We start from the raw sequence: 21,451 nt of genomic DNA, 5'->3' as shown, positions 1-21,451 counted from the left end.
ACCCGTTGCCCCGGTTCTGCGGCCGGATAGAAACGACGTCGGGCGTGTCGCAATGCAATGGGACGGAACATCGATCCGATGATCCATCATAAGGTAAAAAAGGCGAGGAGCCATAAGGCCCCTCGCCCATATTACGCGATGATCACTTGGCCGGCTTGTACCAGCTGTCGAGACCCTTCTGGAGCTTCGCGCCAGCCTGCTCCGGCGTATCCGTGCCGTTGATCACGTTTGCGGATTCGGTCCAGGTTTCGTTTTCCAGGTTCGGCGTGCCGCGCGACAGGATCTGGTACGTGGAACGAACGGTCGGCTTGTGATCGTTACGCCAGGAAACGAATTCCTGAGCGAGCGGATCGCTCATCTTTACCGGATGCGAGTTCAGGCTGAAGAAGCCCGGCAGCGCGTTGGCGTAGATGTTGGCGAATTCATCAGAAGCGACCCAGCTCAGGAACTTCTTGGCTTCTTCCGGATGCGCGCCCTTCGCATTCAGACCAACGCCAATATCCGGATGGTCGGAGATGTAACCGGTGTCCCCAGCCTTTGCGACCGGTGGCGGGAAGGCACCCATCTTGAACTGAGCCTGCGTGTTGAACAAGCCGATTTCCCAGGAGCCAGCCGGATAGATTGCAGCCTTGCCGAGCGTGAAGAGGTTCTGGCTGTCGGAGTAGCTCTGAGCTTCGAAACCATCACCGAGATAGGGCTTCCACTTGGCGAGTTCCTTGTAGGGATCGACCCACGCAGCGTCCGTCAGCTTTTCCTTGCCCGAAATCAGAGCTGCGCGGCCCTCTTCGCCCTTCCAGTAGTTCGGGCCGATGTTCTGGTAGCCCATGGTTGCGGCTTCCCAGAGATCCTTCGTGCCCATAGCCATCGGGATGTAGGTGCCGTCAGCCTTGATCTTATCGAGAAGGGCAAAGAACTCGTCACGCGTTGCCGGAACCTTGAGGCCGAGCTTGTCGAAGGCGTCCTTGTTGTAGATGAAACCATGAATGACCGAGGCCATCGGCACGCAGAAGGTCGACTTGCCGTCGTCGGTGGACCAAGCGGCCTTGGCAACGGCCGAGAAGTTCTCGATGCCCGGCAGGCTCGTGAGGTCAGCAAGGCGCTTCTTGTTGAAGAGATCAAGCGAGGCGTCGAACGGGCGGCAGGTGATGATGTCACCTGCGGAACCGGCATCGAGCTTGGCGTTCAGCGATGCATTGTATTCGGTCGGAGCCGTCGGCGAAAACACGATCTTGATGCCGGGGTTCTTCGCTTCGAAAGCCGGAATGATCTTTTCCTGCCAGATCTGCAGGTCATCGTTACGCCAGCTTTCAACCGTCAGCGTCACGTCGGCCGCATGCACAAGACTGACTGACGACAGCAGGCTCGATGCAAGAAGCAAGCCTTTCAGAACATTGGTTTTCATTTCCCTCTCCTGTTTTCCGCGCCTGTAATAAGGCGCTGTTCTCGATCCGAAAATCCGCTGGCCAGCCCAAAGAGGCGGTCAGCGCCCCATAGGGACCGCCAACGTTGCCGACCCCTCATGCAAAAAGGCTTCAAAGGCTACAGCCCAATCAACCCGATCAATTGCTGCCCGCCGCCGAAAGCGGAGACCTGCAAGAACCATACGGGAGTTGCGCGACGAACGACGAGATGCGGATCCTCCTGATCCGTGCGACCTTGGACAACGACGAGGTGCGCGCTTTCCGCCTCACCTACCGGCCGTTGTTGTCATGCCGACTTTACCGATGTCAATTCGCACTGTTCCCTTGGGGTGAATTAAGGCCAAAAAAATACCAATTGTCCAGCCGATTTTAACGCTCAGCCACTAAAATAGCCGATAAAAAAATTTTTTATAATTATTTCAAATAGATAAAGAATAGCAGAAATGGCTGTTTTGCCTATTGGTAAATGGTATTTTTTTGGTATTGTATAAAAAAGCGGGGAACAAGGCGGCATCCGGAGGCATGATGGGACAGTTTGCAATTGGCATCGACGGCGGCGGAACGAACTGCCGGGCGGCCGTGATAGATTCGACGGGTAAAATTCTCGGTACCGGCAAGTCCGGCGCCGCAAACATCCTCTCCGATCTGGAAAACGCTCTGATCAACATCGTCGAGTCGGCCCACCAGGCCCTAGCAAACGCAGGCCTCGATCCGAAACTTGCCGGCGAGCTGCCGGCCGTTATCGGTACCGCCGGCGCCAATGTCGGCAACTATGGAAAGCGTTTGGAAAGCGCGCTTCCTTTCGGCAATTCTCGTGTGGTCACCGATGCAACGATCGCGCTTCAAGGCGCGCTTGGTGACGCCGATGGCATCATCGGCGCCTTCGGCACCGGTTCCGTCTACAATGCGCGCCGTGACGGCAAGATATGGGGCATTGGCGGCTGGGGTTTCGTCATTGGCGATCAGGCAAGCGGCGCCCGCCTTGGCCGCGATCTGCTAGAACGGTCCGTTCTCGCCTATGACGGGGTCACAGCGACCTCACCTCTGACGAAGGTTGTCATGGCCGAATTCGGAAACGATCCGGAGCGGGTCGTCGAGTTTGCCCATGCATCCAAACCAAAGGACTTCGCTCGCTATTCTCCGATCATCTTCGAATATGCCGCGATGAACGATGTCGTCGCCATGGGCATCGTCAAGACGGCAGCAGCGGCCATAACGGAAAGCCTGGATGCGTTGCTTTGGCCTGAGTGCCCTTCGATCTGCCTTCTTGGTGGCCTTGCACAAGCCTATCGCCCCTGGCTTGATGAGCGCCATAAGGCGCTTCTCGCGGAGCCTAAGGGTGACGTGCTGCGTGGGGCGGTGGAACTGGCTGTAAAACTGCTGCGGGATGGAGAAGGAAACCGGGGATGACGGAGGATTTGAGTGCCATCTTCTCGCCGGAGCGCTTGTTGGGCGGCGGTACCGGCCCGCTCTATGTCAAGCTGCGGCGCACCCTTGAGGATGCAGTGAAGGTAGGAAGGCTGAAGCATGGCGACGCGCTCCCTCCCGAGCGCGACATCGCCGAATTCGCCGCCGTCAGTCGTGTCACCGTCCGCAAGGCGATTGACGATCTCGTCGCCGAGGGGATTTTGGTGCGCCGGCACGGATCAGGCACTTTCGTCGCCAAGCCGGTTTCCAAGGTGGAGCAACGCCTGTCTCAGCTCACCTCGTTCACGGAGGACATGGCGCGGCGCGGAATGACAGCTCGTTCGGAATGGCTGCATAAAGGCATCCATACGCCATCCCCCGACGAGATGATGATTCTCGGTTTAGCTGCCGACACCAAAGTGTCGCGGTTGAGCCGTCTGCGCATCGCCGACGATCAGCCGCTGGCGATCGAGCATGCCAGCGTCTCCGGCGAATTCCTGCCGGATCCATCTGTCGTAACGACGTCGCTCTATGCCGAGCTGGAGAAGCAGCATGTCCGTCCGGTGCGCGCAGTGCAGCGCATATCGGCGACCAACATGAAGGAAGCGGACGCGGGCCTCCTCGGCGTTCCGGTAGGCGCTGCCGGTCTTTCGATCGAACGCATTTCCTATCTCGGCTCGGGACGCGCGGTCGAGTTCACCCGTTCGCTCTATCGCGGCGACGCCTATGATTTCGTCGCGGAGCTGACGATAGGCGCAAACTGAATCAAAGCTCGAAAACGCTGGAATCAAAAAAACGCCGCCCCGACTGGAACAGTCGGGGCGGCGTTTACATGTGGAATCAGTTTCTAAACGAGCGATCGCAAGCCTTTGAATCTGCCCGCGATCAAGCCGCGTCGTCGACTTTCAAATCGTCACTCGCCGGCACGTAATTCAGAACCGGTCCCAGCCAACGCTCGACTTCCACGATGGGCATGCCCTTGCGGGTCGCGTAGTCCTCAACCTGATCGCGCTCCACCTTGGCGACTCCGAAATAATAGGAGTCGGGATGCGCGATATAGATGCCCGACACAGACGAGCCTGGCCACATCGCATAGCTTTCCGTCAGCGTCACGCCGGCTGCCGCTTCGGCATCCAGCAGACGGAAGAGTGTATCCTTCTCGGTATGATCAGGCTGCGCAGGATAGCCTGGCGCCGGACGGATGCCGGCATACGACTCCAGAACAAGTTCCTCACTGGAGAAATTCTCATCCTTGGCATAGCCCCAGAATTCTCGCCGGACCCGCTCGTGCATCCGTTCGGCGAAAGCTTCAGCAAAGCGATCGGCAAGTGCCTTCACCAGGATCGACGAGTAGTCGTCATTGGCCCGCTCAAAACGCTCGGCAATAGCGACTTCCTCAATGCCAGCCGTCACGACGAAGCCGCCGACATAGTCTTCAACGCCGCTCGAAACCGGTGCGACGAAGTCCGAAAGAGCGACATTCGGCCGACCATCGCGCTTCGATAGCTGTTGGCGAAGCGTGTAAAAAGTTGCGAGCTCGCGGGAACGGCTCTCATCCGTGAACAGCCTGATATCATCGCCAACAGCACCCGCCGGCCAGAAGCCGATAACGGCGCGCGGACGGAACCAGTTCTCAGCGATGATCTTTTCCAGCATCGCCTGAGCATCGCTATAGAGCTGTCGTGCCGCCTCGCCCTGCTTCTCGTCTTCGAGAATTGCCGGGAAACGGCCCTTCAATTCCCATGTCTGGAAGAACGGCGTCCAATCGATATACTTGGCAAGCTCCGCCAAATCGTAATTCTCGAACACTTTCGTCCCGAAGAACTGCGGCTTGACGGGCTTGTAGTTCGTCCAGTCGACCTTCTCGGCATTCTCGCGAGCCCGAGCAATCGGCAGGCGTACTTTTTCCGCCTCGCTCCGTGCATGGGCGGCCGCAACCTTGGCATATTCCGTCCTGATGGTGTCGACATAACCATGCTTGGCGTCAGGCGAAAGCAGCGCGGAAACGACGCCAACGGCACGGCTGGCGTCGGTAACGTAAACCGCCTGCCCTTTTTCATAACGCGGATGGATCTTCACCGCCGTATGCACACGGCTGGTGGTCGCACCACCGATCAGCAACGGAATGTCAAAGCCCTGCCGCTCCATCTCCGACGCAACATGCACCATCTCATCCAGAGAAGGCGTGATCAGCCCCGAGAGACCGATAATATCGACCTTCTCAGCGATTGCAGTCTCGAGAATCTTCGTTGTCGGCACCATCACGCCAAGATCGATGATCTCGTAATTGTTGCAGGCAAGCACGACGCCGACGATATTCTTGCCGATGTCATGCACGTCGCCCTTGACGGTGGCCATCAACACCTTGCCGGCAGCCTGGCGTTCGCCGCTGCCGCCATTGGCAAGCTTCTCCGCCTCCATGTACGGTAGCAGCACGGCAACGGCCTGCTTCATCACGCGGGCGGACTTCACCACCTGCGGCAGGAACATCTTGCCCGCGCCGAAAAGATCGCCGACCACGTTCATGCCGGCCATCAGCGGGCCTTCGATGACATGCAAGGGACGTTCAACCGTCTGACGCGCCTCTTCGGTGTCGGCTTCGATGTAATCCGTGATGCCGTTGACCAGCGCATGTTCCAGACGCTTTGCAACGGGCCATTCGCGCCACGAGAGATCCTGTGTTTTGATCTCCTTGCTGCCAGTTCCGCGGAATCGCTCGGCAATTTCAAGCAGCCTTTCGGTGCCGTCAGGGCGGCGGTTGAGGACGACATCCTCGCACGCTTCCCGCAATTCCGGGTCGATATTGTCATAGACCGCGAGCTGGCCGGCATTGACGATGCCCATATCCATACCAGCCTGAATGGCATGGTAGAGGAATACCGCATGCATCGCCTCGCGGACTGGTTCATTCCCACGGAAAGAGAACGACAAGTTCGACACGCCGCCGGAAATGTGAACCAGAGGCATGGTTTTACGAATCGTTCGCGTCGCTTCGATGAAGTCGACACCGTAGTTATTGTGCTCTTCGATACCTGTGGCCACCGCGAAGATGTTCGGATCGAAGATGATATCTTCCGGCCGCAAGCCTGCCGTTTCCGTCAGCAGCTTATAGGCGCGCGAGCAAATCTCGACCTTACGCTCATAGCTGTCAGCCTGACCCGTCTCATCGAACGCCATGACGACGACCGCAGCGCCATACATGCGCATCAGCCGGGCCTGTTTGAGGAAATTCTCCTCGCCTTCCTTCAGCGAGATCGAATTGACGATCGGCTTACCCTGCACACATTTCAGGCCGGCCTCGATGATCGAGAATTTCGAGCTGTCGATCATGACGGGGACACGGGCGATGTCCGGCTCAGCGGCGATCAAGTTCAAGAACTCGACCATTGCCTTCTCGGAATCGATCAGGCCTTCGTCCATGTTGATGTCGATGATCTGTGCGCCGTTCTCCACCTGATCGCGGGCAACGGCAAGCGCGGCCGTATAATCGGCGTTGGTGATCAGCTTGCGGAATTTCGCGGAACCCGTGACGTTCGTGCGCTCGCCGACGTTGACGAACGGAATGTCCTTGGTGAGCTCGAACGGTTCGAGACCGGAAAGCGACATGAACGGACGGTGCTCGGCCGGCTTGCGTGGCGGATATTTCGAAACCGCCTTGGCGATTGCAGCAATATGCTCCGGCGTAGAGCCACAGCAGCCGCCCACGATATTCACGAGGCCTTCGCGCGCAAATTCCTCCACCTGAGCCGCCATCATTTCCGGCGTCTCGTCATACTGACCGAACTCGTTCGGCAGACCGGCATTGGGATAAGCGCAGATGAACGTATCTGAAGCCGCCGAAAGCTCCTGCAGATGCGGCAGCATGGCGTTTGCACCAAGAGCGCAATTGAGGCCGACAGTGAAGGGGCTGGCGTGGCGTACGGAATTCCAGAACGCCGACGGCGTCTGGCCCGACAGCGTGCGGCCGGAAAGATCCGTGATCGTGCCTGAAATCATGACCGGCAGATGAATGCCCTTGGCCTCGAATCGTTCCTCGCAAGCGAAGATCGCCGCCTTGGCGTTCAAAGTATCGAAAATCGTCTCGATCAGGATGATGTCGGCGCCACCATCGATCAGGCCGTCGATCTGCTCGCCATAGGCCAGTCGCAAATCGTCAAAGCTGACTGCACGATAGCCGGGATTGTTGACATCGGGAGAAATAGACGCGGTACGATTTGTCGGGCCGATGGCGCCGGCCACGAAGCGGCGCTTGCCGTCCTCGCGCTCTGCGCGGATCGCGGCACGGCGGACGATCTCTGCTCCCTCTTTGTTGAGATCGTAGACCGCACCCTCCATCTTGTAGTCCGCCTGCGCGATGCTGGTGGACGAGAAGGTGTTGGTTTCCAGGATGTCGGCACCGGCCTTTGCGTAGCGATAATGAATCTCTTCGATCGCGTCGGGCTGCGTCAGAATAAGGAGGTCGTTATTTCCCTTCTGGTGGCAAGCACAGCCGATGAAACGGTGGCCGCGAAACTGATCCTCGTCGAAGCCAAGCCCCTGGATTTGCGTCCCCATGGCGCCGTCCAGCACAAGGATGCGTTCACTCGCAGCCTTTCGCAGGGCCTCGAATATTTCGCTGCCATCGCGCTTCGTCGTCTCGGAACCAAAAAGATCGTCTAACATTGGGTCAATTCCTCGGGCCTGATTACGACTCCGCAATCAGATCACATAAAGATATCTTTATGTCAATATATCTATGCTCTTGCTACGCTCAGCGCAAGCTCGCTGCTTCTATAGACTACCTCATTTGCGAAAAATACGAATAAAGCGATTTACCGCTCTCCTATAGACAATGGGGAGACAGCGACACAGTTCATCTATTATCTCATGACAGCACTTTCGGGCAGCGCTATAGGGCTTGCGGAAGAGAATCCAAGGAGGACGGCATGAACATACAGGTTGAACCGGCAGCGCTCGGAAACTGGACGACACGCGACTATCACCGGCGCTGGCTGCTCGACCAGGCAAACGCGCTCTTCGATTTCTTCCAGTATCGTGCCGTCAACCCCAAAGGCGGCTTCTATGATATGGACGATGCCGGCAAACCGCTGGATGCGGTTAATCCGGTGCGTGGCATCCATTCGACCGCTCGCATGGTTCACTGCTTCTCGATCGGCTCGCTGCTCGGCCGTCCCGGCGCAAATGAGATCGTCGATCACGGCATGAACTATCTATGGAAGCATCATCGTGACCCGAAACACGGCGGTTACTTCTGGTCTTTGAATAATGATGGCCCCGTCGATTCCAGCAAGCAGGGCTATGGCCATGCGTTCGTGCTGCTCGCCGCCTCTTCCGCGAAGACAATCGGTCATCCGCTGGCGGACGGCATGCTCGCCGATGTCACGGAAATTCTGAATACAAAATTCTGGGAAGAAAAACACGGAGCGATTGCCGAGGAGTTCAATCGGGATTGGTCGCTGATCGACGGAGGCACCTATCGCGGCCAGAACTCCAACATGCATTTGACGGAAGCCCTGATGGCGGCTTTCGAAGCAACAGGCGACAGATCGTATCTCGATAAGGCTGAAAGCATCGCCGATCTCGTCATCAGGCGGTCGGCGGGATCGGTCGGCTGGCGTGTGGCCGAACATTTCGATACCGATTGGGTGCTGGATAAGAATTACCGAGGCAACGAGATGTTCCGCCCGTCGGGCACGACGCCGGGGCATTGGCTGGAATGGGCACGCCTTATCCTCCAGCTTTGGTCGTTGGGTGAGAAGCGGCACGACTGGATGCCCGAGGCGGCCAAGGGACTTTTCTCCCAGTCAATGTCGCTGGGTTGGGACGGCGAGAAGAACGGGTTCTTTTACACGCTCGATTGGGAAGACGTGCCTGCAAAGCGTAACAAGCTTTGGTGGCCCGCTTGCGAGGGCGCAGGCGCCGCTCACTATCTGAACGAACATGTTCCCAGCGATTTCCATGAGGAAAGCTATCGCAAAATTTGGAGCGTGATCGGACAGGCCTTCGTAGACCGCGCTAATGGCGGCTGGCACGAAGAGCTGACGGAAGACCTCGTACCCGCCCATACCCTATTCCCGGGTAAGGGTGATATTTATCACGCCCTGCAAGCCTGCCTGATCCCCCTTTTCCCGGCAACGGGCAGCTTGACCAAGGTCATTTCAGAAGCCGGCGGCAAGATCTGATACTGATGGCGGCGTCGGCTCGATGCGGCGCCGCCTCGCCTCGCTATGTGAGACTAAGATTGTGAAGTTCGTGGCCAAGCGTCAAAGCCAGTGCCTCGACAACGAGATTGTGGTCTTCGCGCTGCGGCAGGCCTGAAACCGTGACCGCTCCGATGCATCCCGTACCATTGACGAAAATGGGGAAGCTGCCGCCGGACGCCGCGTAGTCGGCGCTCGAAAGCCCGTTTTCCTCGATCGTCTTGCCCTGCTGCTGCAGCCGCAGCGTACTGGCATAGCTGCTACGGAAGTAACGCAGCACCATGTTGCGCTTGCGACGTATCCAGTTGGAATTGTCGGGCGTCGATCCCGGCAGCGCGATGTAGAAGACGGGCATGGAATGCAGCGTGATGTCGATGGCAACACCAAGATTGCGCTCGCTGGCAAGGTCACGCAACAGCTTGCCAAGCACCCAGGCTGTCGAGAGGTCAAAGGCGTCGAAACGCAGCATTTCCTCTTGCAAGGCAATACGACTGAGGTCCTGATCGATCGTCATAGAAAACCTTCCCTAAAAGCAGATCGGCCTATCAAACGCTGAGGGAATGATTTGTCCACCTATCTCTTTGGTATTTCAAAATCGAGTTGCCATTTCTGCCCAAGCAGGAGGTCATGCTCTTCCGGTTCAAGCACTTCAAAGCCACCGCCCGGGTAGAACGTCAATTCTCCTATCCGAATCCATTCCGAAGACGCGTAGAAATCGACACGCACAAAATCGATATCGTGCGCAACGGCTTCCGCGACTGAAATCATTTCGTCAAGGCGCGCAGGACGCGCAACATCGCCTGGATAGAGACCGAGGTAGTCTCGATCAAAGAACGGTAGTTTTTGCCAGTCCGGCGTATAATTGCAGGAATAGCCTCGACCGTTCTCGCGAATATCGATCTCAATATGCGAAACCTTGCCATTGAAGGTGAAGAGCCGATAATCCCACGGAACACGCCCTTCGACGAGCAACATGCTTTCGATCAAAATCCGAGGTTTGATATGCCTATAAGCCCATTCCCTGTTGTAGGACGCATGGTCGATCGCCAGCCACTCGACGGAAGGATTATTCGCAAGCAGCCGATCCACGTCGCCCTGTCCGTAGAGAAATAGCCCTACCCCGCTGGCGTGGGTGGGTTTAACGACGGCAGGCAACGAAATCTCAGACCAATCCACATCGGCAAGATCGGTGCCGACCCAGAGTGTCGGAACAACGTATTGGGGACCTACTCTTTCCGCGATTAGCTCCTTTGCATCCGCCTTATCCACAAAACGTGGCAGAAGCGGATTTCGATCATAAAGCTTGCGGGCCTGAATCTTCTCCGTGAGAGTTTCAGGCGAGGTCAGATTAGGAAATCTGCCGCGGATCACGCGATACTTCAACGCACAATAAGCCTTGTCCGGCAGTGGCGACATGAGGCGCCATAGAAGATTGTGCGCACGCTCGCGCAACCCCTTCTGTAAATACCCGGGAATGAGGAACCCGTCTCGATCGACGGTTCTATCTGTCATGGCGGCCATCTTGAATTTCAACTAGAACGCAAGTGAAAATTACCAGCCGGCCTTTAACACAAGGTTATGCGACAGCCTTCAAGATAGACAGCATGAGTGCTCCCGTGTCCAATCTCCTTAAGAGTTCGCTGATCAGCCTGGCGGCAACTTTGATTTCGCTGGTCGCCGGCTTTGCCAGCAGCGTCATCGCCGCTCGCCTACTCGGGCCGGCTGGATCAGGCAAAGTCGCTTATGCGTTGTGGATCGCAACCTCTGCTGCAGCCTTGGCGGATATGGGATTACCCCAGATGTTGCTGCGCAATACAGCGAGCCTCTCGGGCGATGGCGAAACGTGGAAAACGTTGGTGCGGACGGCGTTCCGCAGCTTCCTGATTTCAGTCGGGATGGTAGGCGTTGCCATACTGGCCTTTGCCGCAATCGTCTATGTTCAACGCGGCGCGCACCACGCCTGGCTCTGGATCATCACCGGACTGCTGTTTCTAAGCTACGCATTCCATGTATTTTCAACCGCTGTCGCCCGTGGGCGAAATAGATTCGGTCAAACAGCAAGAACCACAGCTCTTGGCGGTATCCTGCAAATTCCCTTGGTTTTTGCCGGCGCATGGCTACTTGGCCCGACGGGCGCCTTGATTGGATATGTTGCCCGTTACCTACCGCAGGCGTTGCAATTGCGGGAGTACATCGACCGGGGCGTAGAGCTTTCACACGAAGTTCTGACTCCAGAAATGCGGCGCTACGGCCGCCACATTTGGTTGAGCGATCTCATCGAAATCCTGGTGCTGTCGCGCATAGAGTTTCTATTTCTCGGTCTCTTTCTCTCATCGAACAGCATTGGCTACTTCGCGGCCGCCCTCGGTCTCGCCGGCTTGATCGAACAGGTCATGCTGCAGATATCGCCCGCCTTGATCGTCAGCTTTACCGAGGCTCATGCGAAAAACGATCGACGGATGCTGGACGCTGCATATAGCCGCGTTATTCGCATCGTCGCTCTCGTAATGTTGCCGATCAGCTTCGGCGGCGCCGCAATTATGCCCGATCTGATGCCACTCATTTTCGGCGAAGCTTTTGACCCCGCGATCCCGGCTTCCGCGACTTTGCTCGCATTCGTCTGGCTGGCCGGATTATCGGTCATTCCTTGGGGTGTCATAGGCGCATCTGGGCACAGTATTCTTTTGCTACGTGTGCAGATCACAAGCGGCATAATGATGATAGTGTTGCTGACGGCCCTGGTGCCGCTGATCGGGCTGCAGGGCGCTGCCATTGCTCGAGCGACAATCGTGACATTGACTTTTGCTCTGCTCGGCTGGACCGCCTGGAAATATGTCGGGGTCTCCGTTCCGGTGACAGCGCTGGCAAGAACGGTGATGGCCGCACTCTTTTGCGCGGCGGCAGCCGGGATCGGCATATACAGTTTCGACGGAGCGGCCGCGCTTGCGACTGCGATTCCAGCAGGAGCTGTCGTCTACATGCTTGCGATCCGCTTCCTACGCTTGATCACACAGGAAGACGTAAAGATCCTGATCGATACGATCGGCAGCAAGTTGCCCGGCACATCTCGTCCCGTCGCTGACAAGCTCTTGACTTTTCTGGCACCACGGTAAGGTCGTCATACCGTTTCAAAAGCTGCAGCCAAGGTTCTTTGGGCAACTTCGTCCCAGGTCATGATCCCGTCACGAAAGGTCGGCGAGCGCCGCATCGTGAGCGCCGCATCGACCTTCTCACGCCAGGCCGCCTCGCCTTCGAGGCTGTATGCGATGCCGTTGGCCCGGGTAAAGGGAATGAGATCGGGCAACAGAACGGGCAAGCCACAATAGCTGTACTGTGCGAGCTTGAGGCTAGATTCCGCAAGATAAACCTCGTCCGCCGTCAACCGATAAGGCGCGATACCAAAATCGGCATGCTGCAAATACGGTACGATGCTCTCAAAGTCTCGTTCGCCGTAGATCACGACATTGGGCGGCGCCCATCCGTTCCAGGCTGCGCCAAAAACATGGAAATTCACATGCGGTGCAGCCGTCGCCATTGCGGCAACGGAAACCTGATCAAAAAGCATATTGCCGATAGAAACGGCATTGCGGCTACCGGGTTGATACGGGGAAAGCTGGACCCGATCGAACAGTTCGGCATCTACACCCTGAGGAATGACCTTCACCCTTCCGCCCGGCGGAAGCAAAGCTCCTAGTCGCTCAGACGGAACGCAAACAGCATCGAACCGACCGATCTGGGTGGCCTGGATATTTTGCAACGCGGGGGCCGCACCAATGCTTCTCAGCAAGTCACGACAAAAATAGAGCGTGCGGGCCTTTGGATTGACTCTCTTTACTTTGCTAAAGAAAGCAAGCGCCGAACCACTTTCGGCCAAGACTAGGTCCGCATTGGCAACGATGCGACGAGCAAAGCGCGGCAGATGGCTGCCATAGAGACGGAAAAGCAGCGTGTTGGCTGCGTTCAAGAAGCGATTCTTCGAGCTGAAGGCGTGTAGTGGCGGAAGATAGGCGCCTGCACTCAAATTGTTGCCAATCGTTTGAAAGCGGTTTGCCTGCTCCTGCGACAAGGCTCGGAAACGTGGCCGATCCTTAAGCAGGGTTAGCCAGCTATGACCTATCGTGAGAACATGAACGTCGTGCCCCTGGTGAGCCCAACGGGATGCAATGAAGTGGATCGACGCCTTGCGATAGCCGCTCAAGAAAGCGTGCGCCGTTAAAATCACGATTTTTCGTCGCGGCTCGACCTGATTTACGGCCGGCTCAGCTTCATTTTGTGCCAAAGGCTGCCCCCAACAGCGCCCATCAGCCGGTTTTCTCATCCCCGACATCAAAACATCGATAAGGCTGCAGCAACGAACCATCATGTCCGGAACCTTGATAGCCGCAGCCAAGGTCCAATTTGCAGGATATGAACCGCAAAGCGTCTAACAGCCGGTTAAAGTTGAGCCTCCGACGATACAATAGATAGAACAAATATGGGAAGATCACGTACAATCGGCCGTAGCAGCCATTGATGACACGCGAAGCAATGTAGCTCTTGCTTGCTTGCGAACGGTGAACAGGTCATTGATAACGCTTCGCGAATGTCCCGCCATAGGAATATCCCGGCATGAATGCAAAATACGCGCTGCCCGCCATCCTGGCCTGCACTTGCACCAGCATGGCAACCCCGGCCCTGGCTGAAGATCCTGCACAAATGGTGCTGCGCGACAGCTTCGACGGCAAGGATTTCGCCCCATCCGGTCATCTCTACTATCGCGAGAACTTCGAGCAGAAGGCGGGAACGATCGAATTTCAATCCGATGTGAAGCGCTCGGGAACTGGGGCTCTCAAACTTAGCGTCAAGCCGTTCTGCCCTCCGGGTAAAGCAAACTGCAGCGAAAGAGCAGAAATCTGGGAGCGCACGAAATACCGCGTCCCTTACGATCAGGGAGTTTGGTACGGCTTTGCCGTGAAATTCGCCGAACCCATCCCTTCAGGCGACCACCGCTACCTCATCGCGCAATGGAAGCGAGAAATTGGACCCAATGCAGAGGGAGACTTCAGTCCCTTTCTGGCCCTACGCCTCAACAACGGCAAGCTCTTTGCCACAGTGGAAACCAACTATGTCGCTCCAGCGGCGGGGAAGGATATGCAGGGGAACGATGGCAGAGCTTGCAATCAAAGCGAAACGCCGGTCTGGTTCCGTCCCGACACCAATCAGATGCGCGCACTGGTCGCCACTGACAGCAATTGGACTGCAAGCGACGGTGAAGAATTCACAGGCTGCACCAGCGCCATTAAAGTAACAAATCGCGGAAACCAGCTGCCAACGCCGGCGTCAGGCTGGATAGATTTCGCGATATATAGCAAACCAGGACCAGATGGATCTGGACACATCGAGATATTCGCCAACAATAAATGGATTGTTACAGTTACTGGGCGCATTGGACATGCCGACAACGGACTTGGCAAGAATCAGTATTTTAAATTCGGCCCTTACCGTGCCGCCGACACCACTGTCTGGACCCTTTACTACGATGATTTTCGCCGTTCGCCGCATTGTGCAGACGTACTGGCAGATCCCAATCTCTGCCCAATGAAATAATCAGCAACCCAAAGCTGCTGGCGGTGAATAAAATTCGAAAAGCACTGCGAACTCTAAGTTTTTTGGTAACTGAACTGAACTTTTTTGCTTCTCGTTGGTTATCCTTTTTCGTGAAGGAGGCCACCGAAATGCTTACCACCCATCGCGATTGCAAACATCACGTCAAAAGAAACGCAATTCCATCTCTGGGAGAGATAGAAGGGCGCGTTGCGGTCCTGGAAATTGTCGCCCAGTCCGCTTTGATACACGTCTTCGATGAAGGCGAAGTGGATATCGATGCTGCATTTCTATCTCAAATGCGCAGGGCACTGCATCGTAAATGCAAGGAACTAAAGCTGGATGGCGAAGACACGGCATCAGCACTTTCATACGCGGAAGAATTAATCGAAGCGGCGGTGCATTCGTCGCATCCAATTCATCAATAACAACTGCGACTCGAGGCTTGCTTTGTCTCGCATGGTGGCGCTGAGGTTTGAACTCGGCGTCCTTCTCTCTCTGTGCCACACAGGCCCGGTGACAAATTTCGGCACCCACTTCTGCCTTCAGGCCAGTAAAACCCCCAGTGCTGTATCATAAAGAAACTGCGTCGCATTACGGGACAGCATGGCTGTATCATCTCAGGCGCAAATTAACGCCGACAGGCGAACGCGATTGCAAATTTGGAAATTCACCGCAGTGTTCCCTACGCCCGCCCCGGTTCAAGCCCTAACCATGAATGGTCTAGCGAATGTCTGTGATGATCCACACGCCTTTTTTCTCCGACGACATCGATGTGCTCGCCAGCGCCCTCTTTGCCTGGTGCGCAGAGCGCAGCATCAGACTGCAGAGCCAAGAAGGCCTATCTGCGGCAAATATAGCTATCAATCTGTACAATGCTGGCTACCAGACACAGGATCAGCTTCTTGGCGCCCTGCACGATCATGAGTTTCGCTAACGCATAGCCACCCGATGGGGCATTCTCGCCAGATAGGGAAGAACACGCTATTCTCTGGTTCGCTCCAGGCAACCGGGGCCGGCTTTCTTCAGGCTCTCGCCCTCATTGCGCCGCCGCTTTGCACAACTCCGCCGCGATGCAAGCACGTTCCTCAAGGATCCCGGCCCACTCGTCATCATAGTACGGCGAGTCATAAATCAGCGTGAATGGACCACGATAACCCGCCGCGTCAGAAAGCAAAACGCAGCGAACGTAGTCCTCCACATCAAGACCGGCAGCTGAATAGTGCCCCTTGGCATGACATAGCTCGGCCCGTCCCATGATCTTGGCGAGGTCTTCATATTTGCCGGCATGTTGCCAATTTCCAAAATCGCCATTGAGACCAACCCTTCCCCTCAAGTTGTCGAGGACACGATTGACTTCCGCTGGTCCCGGCAAGAGATCGAACCAATTTTTTCATGTCGGCCGTGCCTGTGGCGTTCATCCCGGCGGGAGACTGCCCCAGCAATCGGGTGACGGGAATATCGGCTGCGCCGGCGACGATCTGCAGGAACGCCATCAGAATATCCGTAAGGCCGGAGAGCGGCGCACTCTTGCTCTCGTATTCCTCCTCAGAGTCGAGGATCAGCGTGCCGTTGACGCCTTTAATGGCATTGGCAAGCGTGTAGCGACGCAGTACGGCGTCCTCATAGGCCTGATTGCCGATATTGGCTGAAAACTGCGGTACTTTGATAATATCGATCTTTGCTTCAAAGACGAGGCTGGCAATGTTTGCGGCCGTACTGTCCGCGTTTTTGATCGCATCGAGCGCCGCGGTAAGCACGCTCTCGCCCCAGGCGTGATTGTCCATTCCGCCAAATCCCTGATCAGGTGTCATGGCGCCCTTGAAGATCACCAATCTCGATGGATGGATCACAACCTGCGTTCCGTTGGCACCTGTCAGCGTATAGAATTTCGGCTTCCCATGCCATTCCGAGGCCGGATTGCCATCCATGTCGCCGGCCGCAAGTTGGCGTCGTGTCAGCACCGTCAAATGCTTGAGGCCGCCCTTTTCAATTGCTTCCATATCGAGCGGTAGCGCAGGATCGGCATCGTCGACGCCGATGAACAGAGCCGCACCTCCAAAGAGGCGCGCTTTGGTGGAGGCTTCAAGCACCTTGCCACGCAGATTGAGCCTGCGCTCCTCCGCCTCGATCGGTCCGATCTGATCGCCCGCAGCCTGCCAGTTTCGCCATTTTCTGCAGCTGTCCAGCGCAGGAATATCGACGATCTTGCGCGGCAGCCAGGAGCCGCGATAGGCGGCGATAATCTGCTCGTCCGTCAGGATCGGCTGCGTATAAAAAACCGAGGTCGCCTTGTCGCGCTCGGTGCCCATGCGGGACGCGAGGCTCACCAGTCCGTCGCGAACCATCGAGAATATCTGCCCCATGGATTGTCCTTTGATATCGATGTGATGAGAGGTCCGCTTCAAGCGAGCCTAGAAATTGTTGAAACTGAAGGAGGAACCCAGCGCGAGTTCGTTCAACGCGTCGGCAAAGGCGTCGACCTGATCGTCGAACTGCCCGTTCGGAAAGGCGCAAATCTCGTCGAGGAATGCCTCATTCCAATCCCCGCGCAAAAGCTTCACGTTTCCCGCCTCCGCCTGTGCCGATGCCGGCTTGGCGCGCGTCGCCTTGTCGCCGGTCGGAGACACCGTTTTGGTCGGGAAGCCCGCCAACAGCTTGACCTTCGTTTCCGCATCGGCCTTACCAGCAGCACCCGGATCCTGTGGCATGCGGATCGTCACCGTTGGCCCATCCTGTGACGCCATGTTCTTCAGATTGCGCACGACCTCGGCTGGCGACCAGCGGCCCCGAGCGATGGTCTCGATGTAGAAAACGCCGCCGACCCATGCCATGCGCAGGCCGACTGTCCAGTCCGGCTGCCGCCCCGCGCGCGCCTTCGACGCCGCGAAATCCCAGGCCCGGCAGCGCTTTGCGCCAGCAGGCACCGCCTCGACAATCTCGAAATCGCCGCGCTGGAAAAGGCCGCCCGACCGTGGTGAGGGTCGTTGCTGAAATTGTCCGGCAACCGCATAGGATCCGAGCGGTATCTTGTCCCGTTCGACCACGGCGCGGGGAAAACGCTGCGGAAACAGCAGCTCTCCTTCCTCCGTCCGCGGATCGATGAAGCCGATCGACGTCCGACAACGGCGCTCCGGTTCATACTCCATCGGCAGCATCAGGTGCTCATAGCCAAGCCCGAGCGCCAGGATCGCGCCGGAGACATCGGCCTCATGCAACCGCTGCATCACGACGACGATCGCCGAACGTTGAGGATCATTGAGCCGCGTCGGCACGGATTCTCGAAACGTCCGCACCGTCGACAGTCGCTCCGCCTCGGATTCGGCTCCGTCGACCGAATGAGGGTCGTCGATAATCACTCGGTCGCCTCGGCCACCGGTCAATCTCGAGAACGGCACACCTTGCCGCGAGCCCGTTCGAACATTGGCGAATGCCATCTCTCCGGTTCTCGTCAGCTTGACCTGATCGCCCCAAAGCGCCTGATACCACTCCGAGGCGACGAGATCACGCATGCGCCTGTTGTCGCGCTTGGCATAGTGTTCGGAATAAGAGGCACCGAGATAGCGCATCTGCGGCTTACCCTTTGGCCCCCATTCCCAGGCGGGCCAAAAGACGCCGCAGAGAAGCGACTTCATCGTACCTGGCGGCACGTTGATCAATAGCCGCGTGATTTGACCCGAGGTGACGGCTTCGAGATGAAGACAAATCGCATCGATATGCCAGCCATGGACATAATCGATGGAGGGCTCGACAACATGCCAAGCCTCCCGGACGAAGCCCGCCAAGGACCGGCAATTGGCGCGAATACGCTCCGCATCCTCGGCGATCTGTCGGGCGAGCGCAGCGTCTGCACGCTCAACCGCCCGTCTCACCCTCTCCTCCCGGATCGCCGCCATCATCCTCGCCGGATCAGACAGAGCGGCATGAAGGAGATCCGATGGCATCAGTCACACTTGAGTTTAATCGATTGGCCGATGACATACTTGTGCCCGTTAGAAATATCGTGGCCGGCACTAGTTTCTCGGCGATTCAAAGGCTTACATAATTGATCTTCAGATTGTCGAAACCAACATTATTGATCTGCTGAGTCCAAGGACCGTTGAAAGTCGTTCGCCCCAAACGAGCGTGCGAAGAATTTGGTGTGAGCAAAATCGCCTGCGCTCGGGTGACATTCGTGTCCAGCGTATTTTCGGCGATGTAATTGTAAGAACATCCGTTCAGGCGAAGCGCCGTTTGAGCCGTCGAAGCGCCAAAAATAGCGACCCTGTTATTTGTAATTCTACATCCAGGAATAGTACCTGAAGTCCCGTCGACATCGATAACTGCCGCAGAAGCAGAGCCGCCGCCGACACGATGCTCAATGTTGTTTCCGTCGATAATATATTCTCGACCATTGAACAGATAGATAGCAGGCCCATAAGTTGAATCGATATTATTGTCGCGGATAACGTTGTGGCCGGCGGTACCATCACTGGCTGCGATGGTAAAAATGGCTATTCCAGCTTTTTGTGAGACAGGCGCTCGAATGACATTGCGTGCTATGACGTTGCTGTCGCCACAGTTCGAAAGCTTGATACCGCCCCAAAAATGATTGTCGCAGATCAGACTATTTGATGGGCTCCCTTGGACAATGATTGTCGGATTGCACTCCATTTCGAAAGATAGGTCATTTGAGGGCATGAAATAGTTTTGCTGCAAGATGAGTTTGGACGAACTGACAGTTGGCGACCCATCCCAGACGAAGTGAATCGGACGCTTTCCACGCACATTTGTGTCGAAGTTCGGATATCCGGGCCACCAAGCTGTCCGTTCAATGAAACAGAAATCTGCACCCGCGACAGGATAGAAATGCATCATGTCGACTGTGTTGGCTAAAGTGGCGACGGGAGCAAAGACACTCTCAAGTGCGGCATCTCCAAACATGGAAACGCCCTTGTTCAGCAAGCATCGACCGGCATTGGGGACCTCCGACAATCGATAGACCCCCTTGGGTATATAGAGCGTCTTGCCAAGCTGGAATGCTGCTTCCAACGCATTGTTCAATGCTGCGGTATCGTCAGTGGTTCCGTCACCCGTAGCTCCGTAGTCGCGTACGTTTATTGCCGTCTGCGCGGCAATGTTTTGTGCCGCAACCGGAGCGCCGAGATTAGGGGCTTGATCGGAAATCGTCATTATCATACTCCCAAGCTGTTGAGTTCAAATGAACGCACGTCAATTGATTCATGAAACCAGATCAGAATGTCCTGATCGGCGAACTACTGTGGTAACTAGTTCGCCCGTCGTCACAGCACGTAACCCTTGCTAGGTTCGCCTAGTACCGAAATCCCAATTTGGATTACCGTTTCACCTGTTTCGGCCCCACACTCAGCCGTCCGTCTCGCCGTCTCCTCCTGGACCGCCACCATCGTCCTCGCCGAATCCGGCAAGCGGAGCGAAGAGGGTTTCAAGTATCGCAAGCTGCTCATCCGTGGCGTTGGTTAAGTCGATGGTGAGGCCCCGACCCGCTTTGGCTCCGGCTACCGCACCGGTGCGCTCGCTCGGCTTCTGATGAACGTAGGAAGCTGCGATCTTCGCCATTTCGTCGCGCCGTTTTTGATCCGCCTCGTCGTCACGCATCACCTTCAGCATGTAATCGAGCGGCGTATCTGCGGCAGAAACTGACTTGCGCCGCCGCGCACGCGGCTTGCGCGGCACGACTGGCTTGTCGGCATTGGACATGCTTGAAATTTCCGATGAACCTTGAAAGAAAAAGCGGTTTAAGACATCGCTTGCGGTCAACAGTGCGTCGCTGCAACTGTTCTCATCATGCCAAAATGAATACCCCAATTCGGCAGGTTTGGCGACACCCCTGACGGACGATAGCTCTGCAACGAATGAAGATCTTGGCGAGGCAAGCGATTAATCCTCTGAAATAATTAGGAAATGCTGCAATCTGGCGTCCGACGAATTAAGCAGGATTGTCGTCGGATCCCCCAAGCCGCCCAAGCCACGGCGTAAGGATAAGCGGGAATGTCCAGCACCGGTGAACACTTTGGCCTTGACCGACAGCGATCAATACGCATGACAGCCAATGACGCTTCTGGTGAAAAACGAGTGAGAGAACACATTGGAAGATAATCAAGGAGGGGTGGTCGACTTCGGCCGCGTACGGCAGTTCATTACCGACAACCTTCCCATTCTGCCAGTTCCTGGCGTTGCGGAGATTCGGCTCCATAAAGCAGGCCCGCGCAGCGGTTTGCATCGCCTTGCAGAAAGGGATCCACAGTTCGGATCACCTTATTGGGCGCATTATTGGGGAGGAGGCTTGGTGTTGGCGCGCTATCTTCTCGATAGGCCGGAAACCGTGGCGGGCCGCCATGTGGTCGATTTGGGCGCCGGTTCGGGAATTGTCGGCATCGCAGCGGCAAAGGCAGGCGCCATGGACGTGTGCGCAACCGACATCGATCCTTATGCGGTCGAGGCGATCGCTCTCAATGCAAACTTGAACAACGTCGTCATTCGAACCGCCCTTGCCGATCTCACGACAGGCCGGCCACCGTCGGCGGACATTATCTGCGTCGGCGATCTATTCTACGAAGCAGCTCTTGCAAGAGGTGTTATGGAATTTCTGGATCGCTGCCTGGTATCGGGTATTACGGTTTTGATCGGCGACCCATGGCGCGCCCATCTACCCGCATCGCGACTTCGTCTTCTGGCGGAATATGCCGTGCCAGATTTCGGCCTTGGCGCTGGAAGCCCTCGGCAAAGCGGCGTCTTCGCGTTTGAAAACAATGAGCAATCATAGAGAAGGCTTCAGATCGAAACATAGCGGCAGGTGCGGGTTCGGACCGACAATGTCGC

16 protein-coding genes and 2 pseudogenes are annotated in these 21,451 nt (G+C 56.5%); 8 read left to right on the top strand and 10 right to left on the bottom strand.

Translation table 11 applies throughout. From position 1 onward, the window contains the following. Positions 1-142: 142 nt before the first annotated feature. Positions 143-1,402 carry an ABC transporter substrate-binding protein gene (locus ACIQJ2_RS11435; protein ID WP_199145395.1) on the bottom strand — a complete coding sequence of 420 codons (1,260 nt, stop codon included), beginning with the start codon at positions 1,400-1,402 and terminating at the stop codon, positions 143-145. Positions 1,403-1,946: 544 nt separating this feature from the next. Here ACIQJ2_RS11435 and ACIQJ2_RS11430 point away from each other — a divergent pair. Further along, a complete protein-coding gene (locus tag ACIQJ2_RS11430; RefSeq protein ID WP_199145397.1) occupies positions 1,947-2,831 on the top strand; it encodes a BadF/BadG/BcrA/BcrD ATPase family protein in 885 nt (294 codons plus the stop codon). Then, the gene (locus tag ACIQJ2_RS11425; RefSeq protein WP_199145398.1) at positions 2,828-3,592 is read left to right on the top strand and encodes a GntR family transcriptional regulator; all 765 of its coding nucleotides are present in this window, start codon (positions 2,828-2,830) and stop codon (positions 3,590-3,592) included. Before ACIQJ2_RS11430 ends, ACIQJ2_RS11425 begins: the two co-directional genes overlap by 4 nt. 121 nt (positions 3,593-3,713) lie before the next feature. On the opposite strand, the gene metH is transcribed toward ACIQJ2_RS11425, so the two are convergent. Next, the gene (gene metH, locus ACIQJ2_RS11420) at positions 3,714-7,490 is read right to left on the bottom strand and encodes a methionine synthase (RefSeq protein WP_400675635.1); all 3,777 of its coding nucleotides are present in this window, start codon (positions 7,488-7,490) and stop codon (positions 3,714-3,716) included. Positions 7,491-7,753: 263 nt separating this feature from the next. Between metH and ACIQJ2_RS11415 the strand changes: the two genes are divergently transcribed. Beyond that, positions 7,754-9,010: an AGE family epimerase/isomerase gene (locus ACIQJ2_RS11415; RefSeq protein WP_400675633.1), complete on the top strand. Its 1,257-nt coding sequence runs from the start codon at positions 7,754-7,756 to the stop codon at positions 9,008-9,010. A 43-nt stretch (positions 9,011-9,053) separates the two neighbouring features. On the opposite strand, the gene ACIQJ2_RS11410 is transcribed toward ACIQJ2_RS11415, so the two are convergent. Beyond that, complete coding sequence (locus tag ACIQJ2_RS11410) at positions 9,054-9,542, bottom strand: heme-degrading domain-containing protein (RefSeq protein WP_400675631.1); 489 nt, start codon at positions 9,540-9,542, stop codon at positions 9,054-9,056. 59 nt (positions 9,543-9,601) lie between these two features. After that, positions 9,602-10,549: an ATP-grasp fold amidoligase family protein gene (locus ACIQJ2_RS11405; protein WP_400675629.1), complete on the bottom strand. Its 948-nt coding sequence runs from the start codon at positions 10,547-10,549 to the stop codon at positions 9,602-9,604. An 83-nt stretch (positions 10,550-10,632) separates the two neighbouring features. Here ACIQJ2_RS11405 and ACIQJ2_RS11400 point away from each other — a divergent pair, with 83 nt between their 5' ends. Then, the gene (locus ACIQJ2_RS11400; protein WP_400675628.1) at positions 10,633-12,141 is read left to right on the top strand and encodes a lipopolysaccharide biosynthesis protein; all 1,509 of its coding nucleotides are present in this window, start codon (positions 10,633-10,635) and stop codon (positions 12,139-12,141) included. Positions 12,142-12,146: 5 nt separating this feature from the next. Here the strand turns inward: ACIQJ2_RS11400 and ACIQJ2_RS11395 are convergent, their stop codons facing one another. After that, the gene (locus tag ACIQJ2_RS11395) at positions 12,147-13,418 is read right to left on the bottom strand and encodes a polysaccharide biosynthesis protein GumK (protein ID WP_400675626.1); all 1,272 of its coding nucleotides are present in this window, start codon (positions 13,416-13,418) and stop codon (positions 12,147-12,149) included. Positions 13,419-13,636: 218 nt separating this feature from the next. Between ACIQJ2_RS11395 and ACIQJ2_RS11390 the strand changes: the two genes are divergently transcribed. The 3 genes from ACIQJ2_RS11390 to ACIQJ2_RS11380 all read left to right on the top strand — a co-directional run bounded on the left by ACIQJ2_RS11390 (position 13,637) and on the right by ACIQJ2_RS11380 (position 15,548). Beyond that, on the top strand, positions 13,637-14,614 hold the full coding sequence (locus ACIQJ2_RS11390; RefSeq protein ID WP_400675624.1) for a polysaccharide lyase: 978 nt from the start codon (positions 13,637-13,639) through the stop codon (positions 14,612-14,614). Between the two features lie 128 nt (positions 14,615-14,742). Then, positions 14,743-15,039, top strand: coding sequence for a hypothetical protein (locus ACIQJ2_RS11385; protein WP_199145413.1), 297 nt, complete (start codon positions 14,743-14,745; stop codon positions 15,037-15,039). A 302-nt stretch (positions 15,040-15,341) separates the two neighbouring features. Then, the gene (locus ACIQJ2_RS11380; protein WP_199145415.1) at positions 15,342-15,548 is read left to right on the top strand and encodes a hypothetical protein; all 207 of its coding nucleotides are present in this window, start codon (positions 15,342-15,344) and stop codon (positions 15,546-15,548) included. Positions 15,549-15,650: 102 nt separating this feature from the next. Here ACIQJ2_RS11380 and ACIQJ2_RS11375 read toward each other — a convergent pair. The 5 genes and pseudogenes from ACIQJ2_RS11375 to ACIQJ2_RS11355 form a co-directional block, all read right to left on the bottom strand. Continuing rightward, positions 15,651-16,004 (bottom strand): annotated as a pseudogene (locus ACIQJ2_RS11375) (sugar phosphate isomerase/epimerase); the annotation flags it as partial. Beyond that, a pseudogene (locus ACIQJ2_RS11370) lies at positions 16,003-16,977 on the bottom strand (DUF1073 domain-containing protein); the annotation flags it as partial. The pseudogenes ACIQJ2_RS11370 and ACIQJ2_RS11375, both read right to left, overlap by 2 nt. A gap of 48 nt (positions 16,978-17,025) precedes the next feature. After that, positions 17,026-18,510, bottom strand: a complete 1,485-nt coding sequence (terL, locus tag ACIQJ2_RS11365; RefSeq protein WP_400675726.1) for a phage terminase large subunit — start codon at positions 18,508-18,510, stop codon at positions 17,026-17,028. 130 nt (positions 18,511-18,640) lie between these two features. Further along, on the bottom strand, positions 18,641-19,783 hold the full coding sequence (locus tag ACIQJ2_RS11360; RefSeq protein WP_400675622.1) for a glycosyl hydrolase family 28-related protein: 1,143 nt from the start codon (positions 19,781-19,783) through the stop codon (positions 18,641-18,643). A 192-nt stretch (positions 19,784-19,975) separates the two neighbouring features. Then, positions 19,976-20,389: a hypothetical protein gene (locus tag ACIQJ2_RS11355; protein WP_400675620.1), complete on the bottom strand. Its 414-nt coding sequence runs from the start codon at positions 20,387-20,389 to the stop codon at positions 19,976-19,978. A gap of 349 nt (positions 20,390-20,738) precedes the next feature. On the opposite strand from ACIQJ2_RS11355, the gene ACIQJ2_RS11350 reads away from it, so the two are divergent. Then, positions 20,739-21,395 (top strand): class I SAM-dependent methyltransferase, encoded by a 657-nt coding sequence (locus tag ACIQJ2_RS11350; RefSeq protein ID WP_400675724.1) that lies wholly within the window; start codon positions 20,739-20,741, stop codon positions 21,393-21,395. Positions 21,396-21,451: the final 56 nt, after the last annotated feature.

This window comes from Rhizobium sp. NPDC092011, from assembly GCF_044756305.1.
Lineage (GTDB): Bacteria > Pseudomonadota > Alphaproteobacteria > Rhizobiales > Rhizobiaceae > Rhizobium.
Note: the sequence above shows the minus strand (reverse complement) of the source record. Positions and strands in the feature narration are given on the sequence as shown.

What these genes read in the sequence shown, in the direction of transcription:
- ACIQJ2_RS11385 (WP_199145413.1), top strand. Translation starts at nt 14,743, where the DNA reads ATGCTTACCACCCATCGCGATTGCAAACATCACGTCAAAAGAAACGCA.
- ACIQJ2_RS11405 (WP_400675629.1), bottom strand. Translation starts at nt 10,549, where the DNA reads ATGGCCGCCATGACAGATAGAACCGTCGATCGAGACGGGTTCCTCATT.
- metH (WP_400675635.1), bottom strand. Translation starts at nt 7,490, where the DNA reads ATGTTAGACGATCTTTTTGGTTCCGAGACGACGAAGCGCGATGGCAGC.
- ACIQJ2_RS11430 (WP_199145397.1), top strand. Translation starts at nt 1,947, where the DNA reads ATGGGACAGTTTGCAATTGGCATCGACGGCGGCGGAACGAACTGCCGG.
- ACIQJ2_RS11400 (WP_400675628.1), top strand. Translation starts at nt 10,633, where the DNA reads ATGAGTGCTCCCGTGTCCAATCTCCTTAAGAGTTCGCTGATCAGCCTG.
- terL (WP_400675726.1), bottom strand. Translation starts at nt 18,510, where the DNA reads ATGATGGCGGCGATCCGGGAGGAGAGGGTGAGACGGGCGGTTGAGCGT.
- ACIQJ2_RS11410 (WP_400675631.1), bottom strand. Translation starts at nt 9,542, where the DNA reads ATGACGATCGATCAGGACCTCAGTCGTATTGCCTTGCAAGAGGAAATG.
- ACIQJ2_RS11380 (WP_199145415.1), top strand. Translation starts at nt 15,342, where the DNA reads ATGTCTGTGATGATCCACACGCCTTTTTTCTCCGACGACATCGATGTG.
- ACIQJ2_RS11360 (WP_400675622.1), bottom strand. Translation starts at nt 19,783, where the DNA reads ATGACGATTTCCGATCAAGCCCCTAATCTCGGCGCTCCGGTTGCGGCA.
- ACIQJ2_RS11435 (WP_199145395.1), bottom strand. Translation starts at nt 1,402, where the DNA reads ATGAAAACCAATGTTCTGAAAGGCTTGCTTCTTGCATCGAGCCTGCTG.
- ACIQJ2_RS11415 (WP_400675633.1), top strand. Translation starts at nt 7,754, where the DNA reads ATGAACATACAGGTTGAACCGGCAGCGCTCGGAAACTGGACGACACGC.
- ACIQJ2_RS11425 (WP_199145398.1), top strand. Translation starts at nt 2,828, where the DNA reads ATGACGGAGGATTTGAGTGCCATCTTCTCGCCGGAGCGCTTGTTGGGC.
- ACIQJ2_RS11390 (WP_400675624.1), top strand. Translation starts at nt 13,637, where the DNA reads ATGAATGCAAAATACGCGCTGCCCGCCATCCTGGCCTGCACTTGCACC.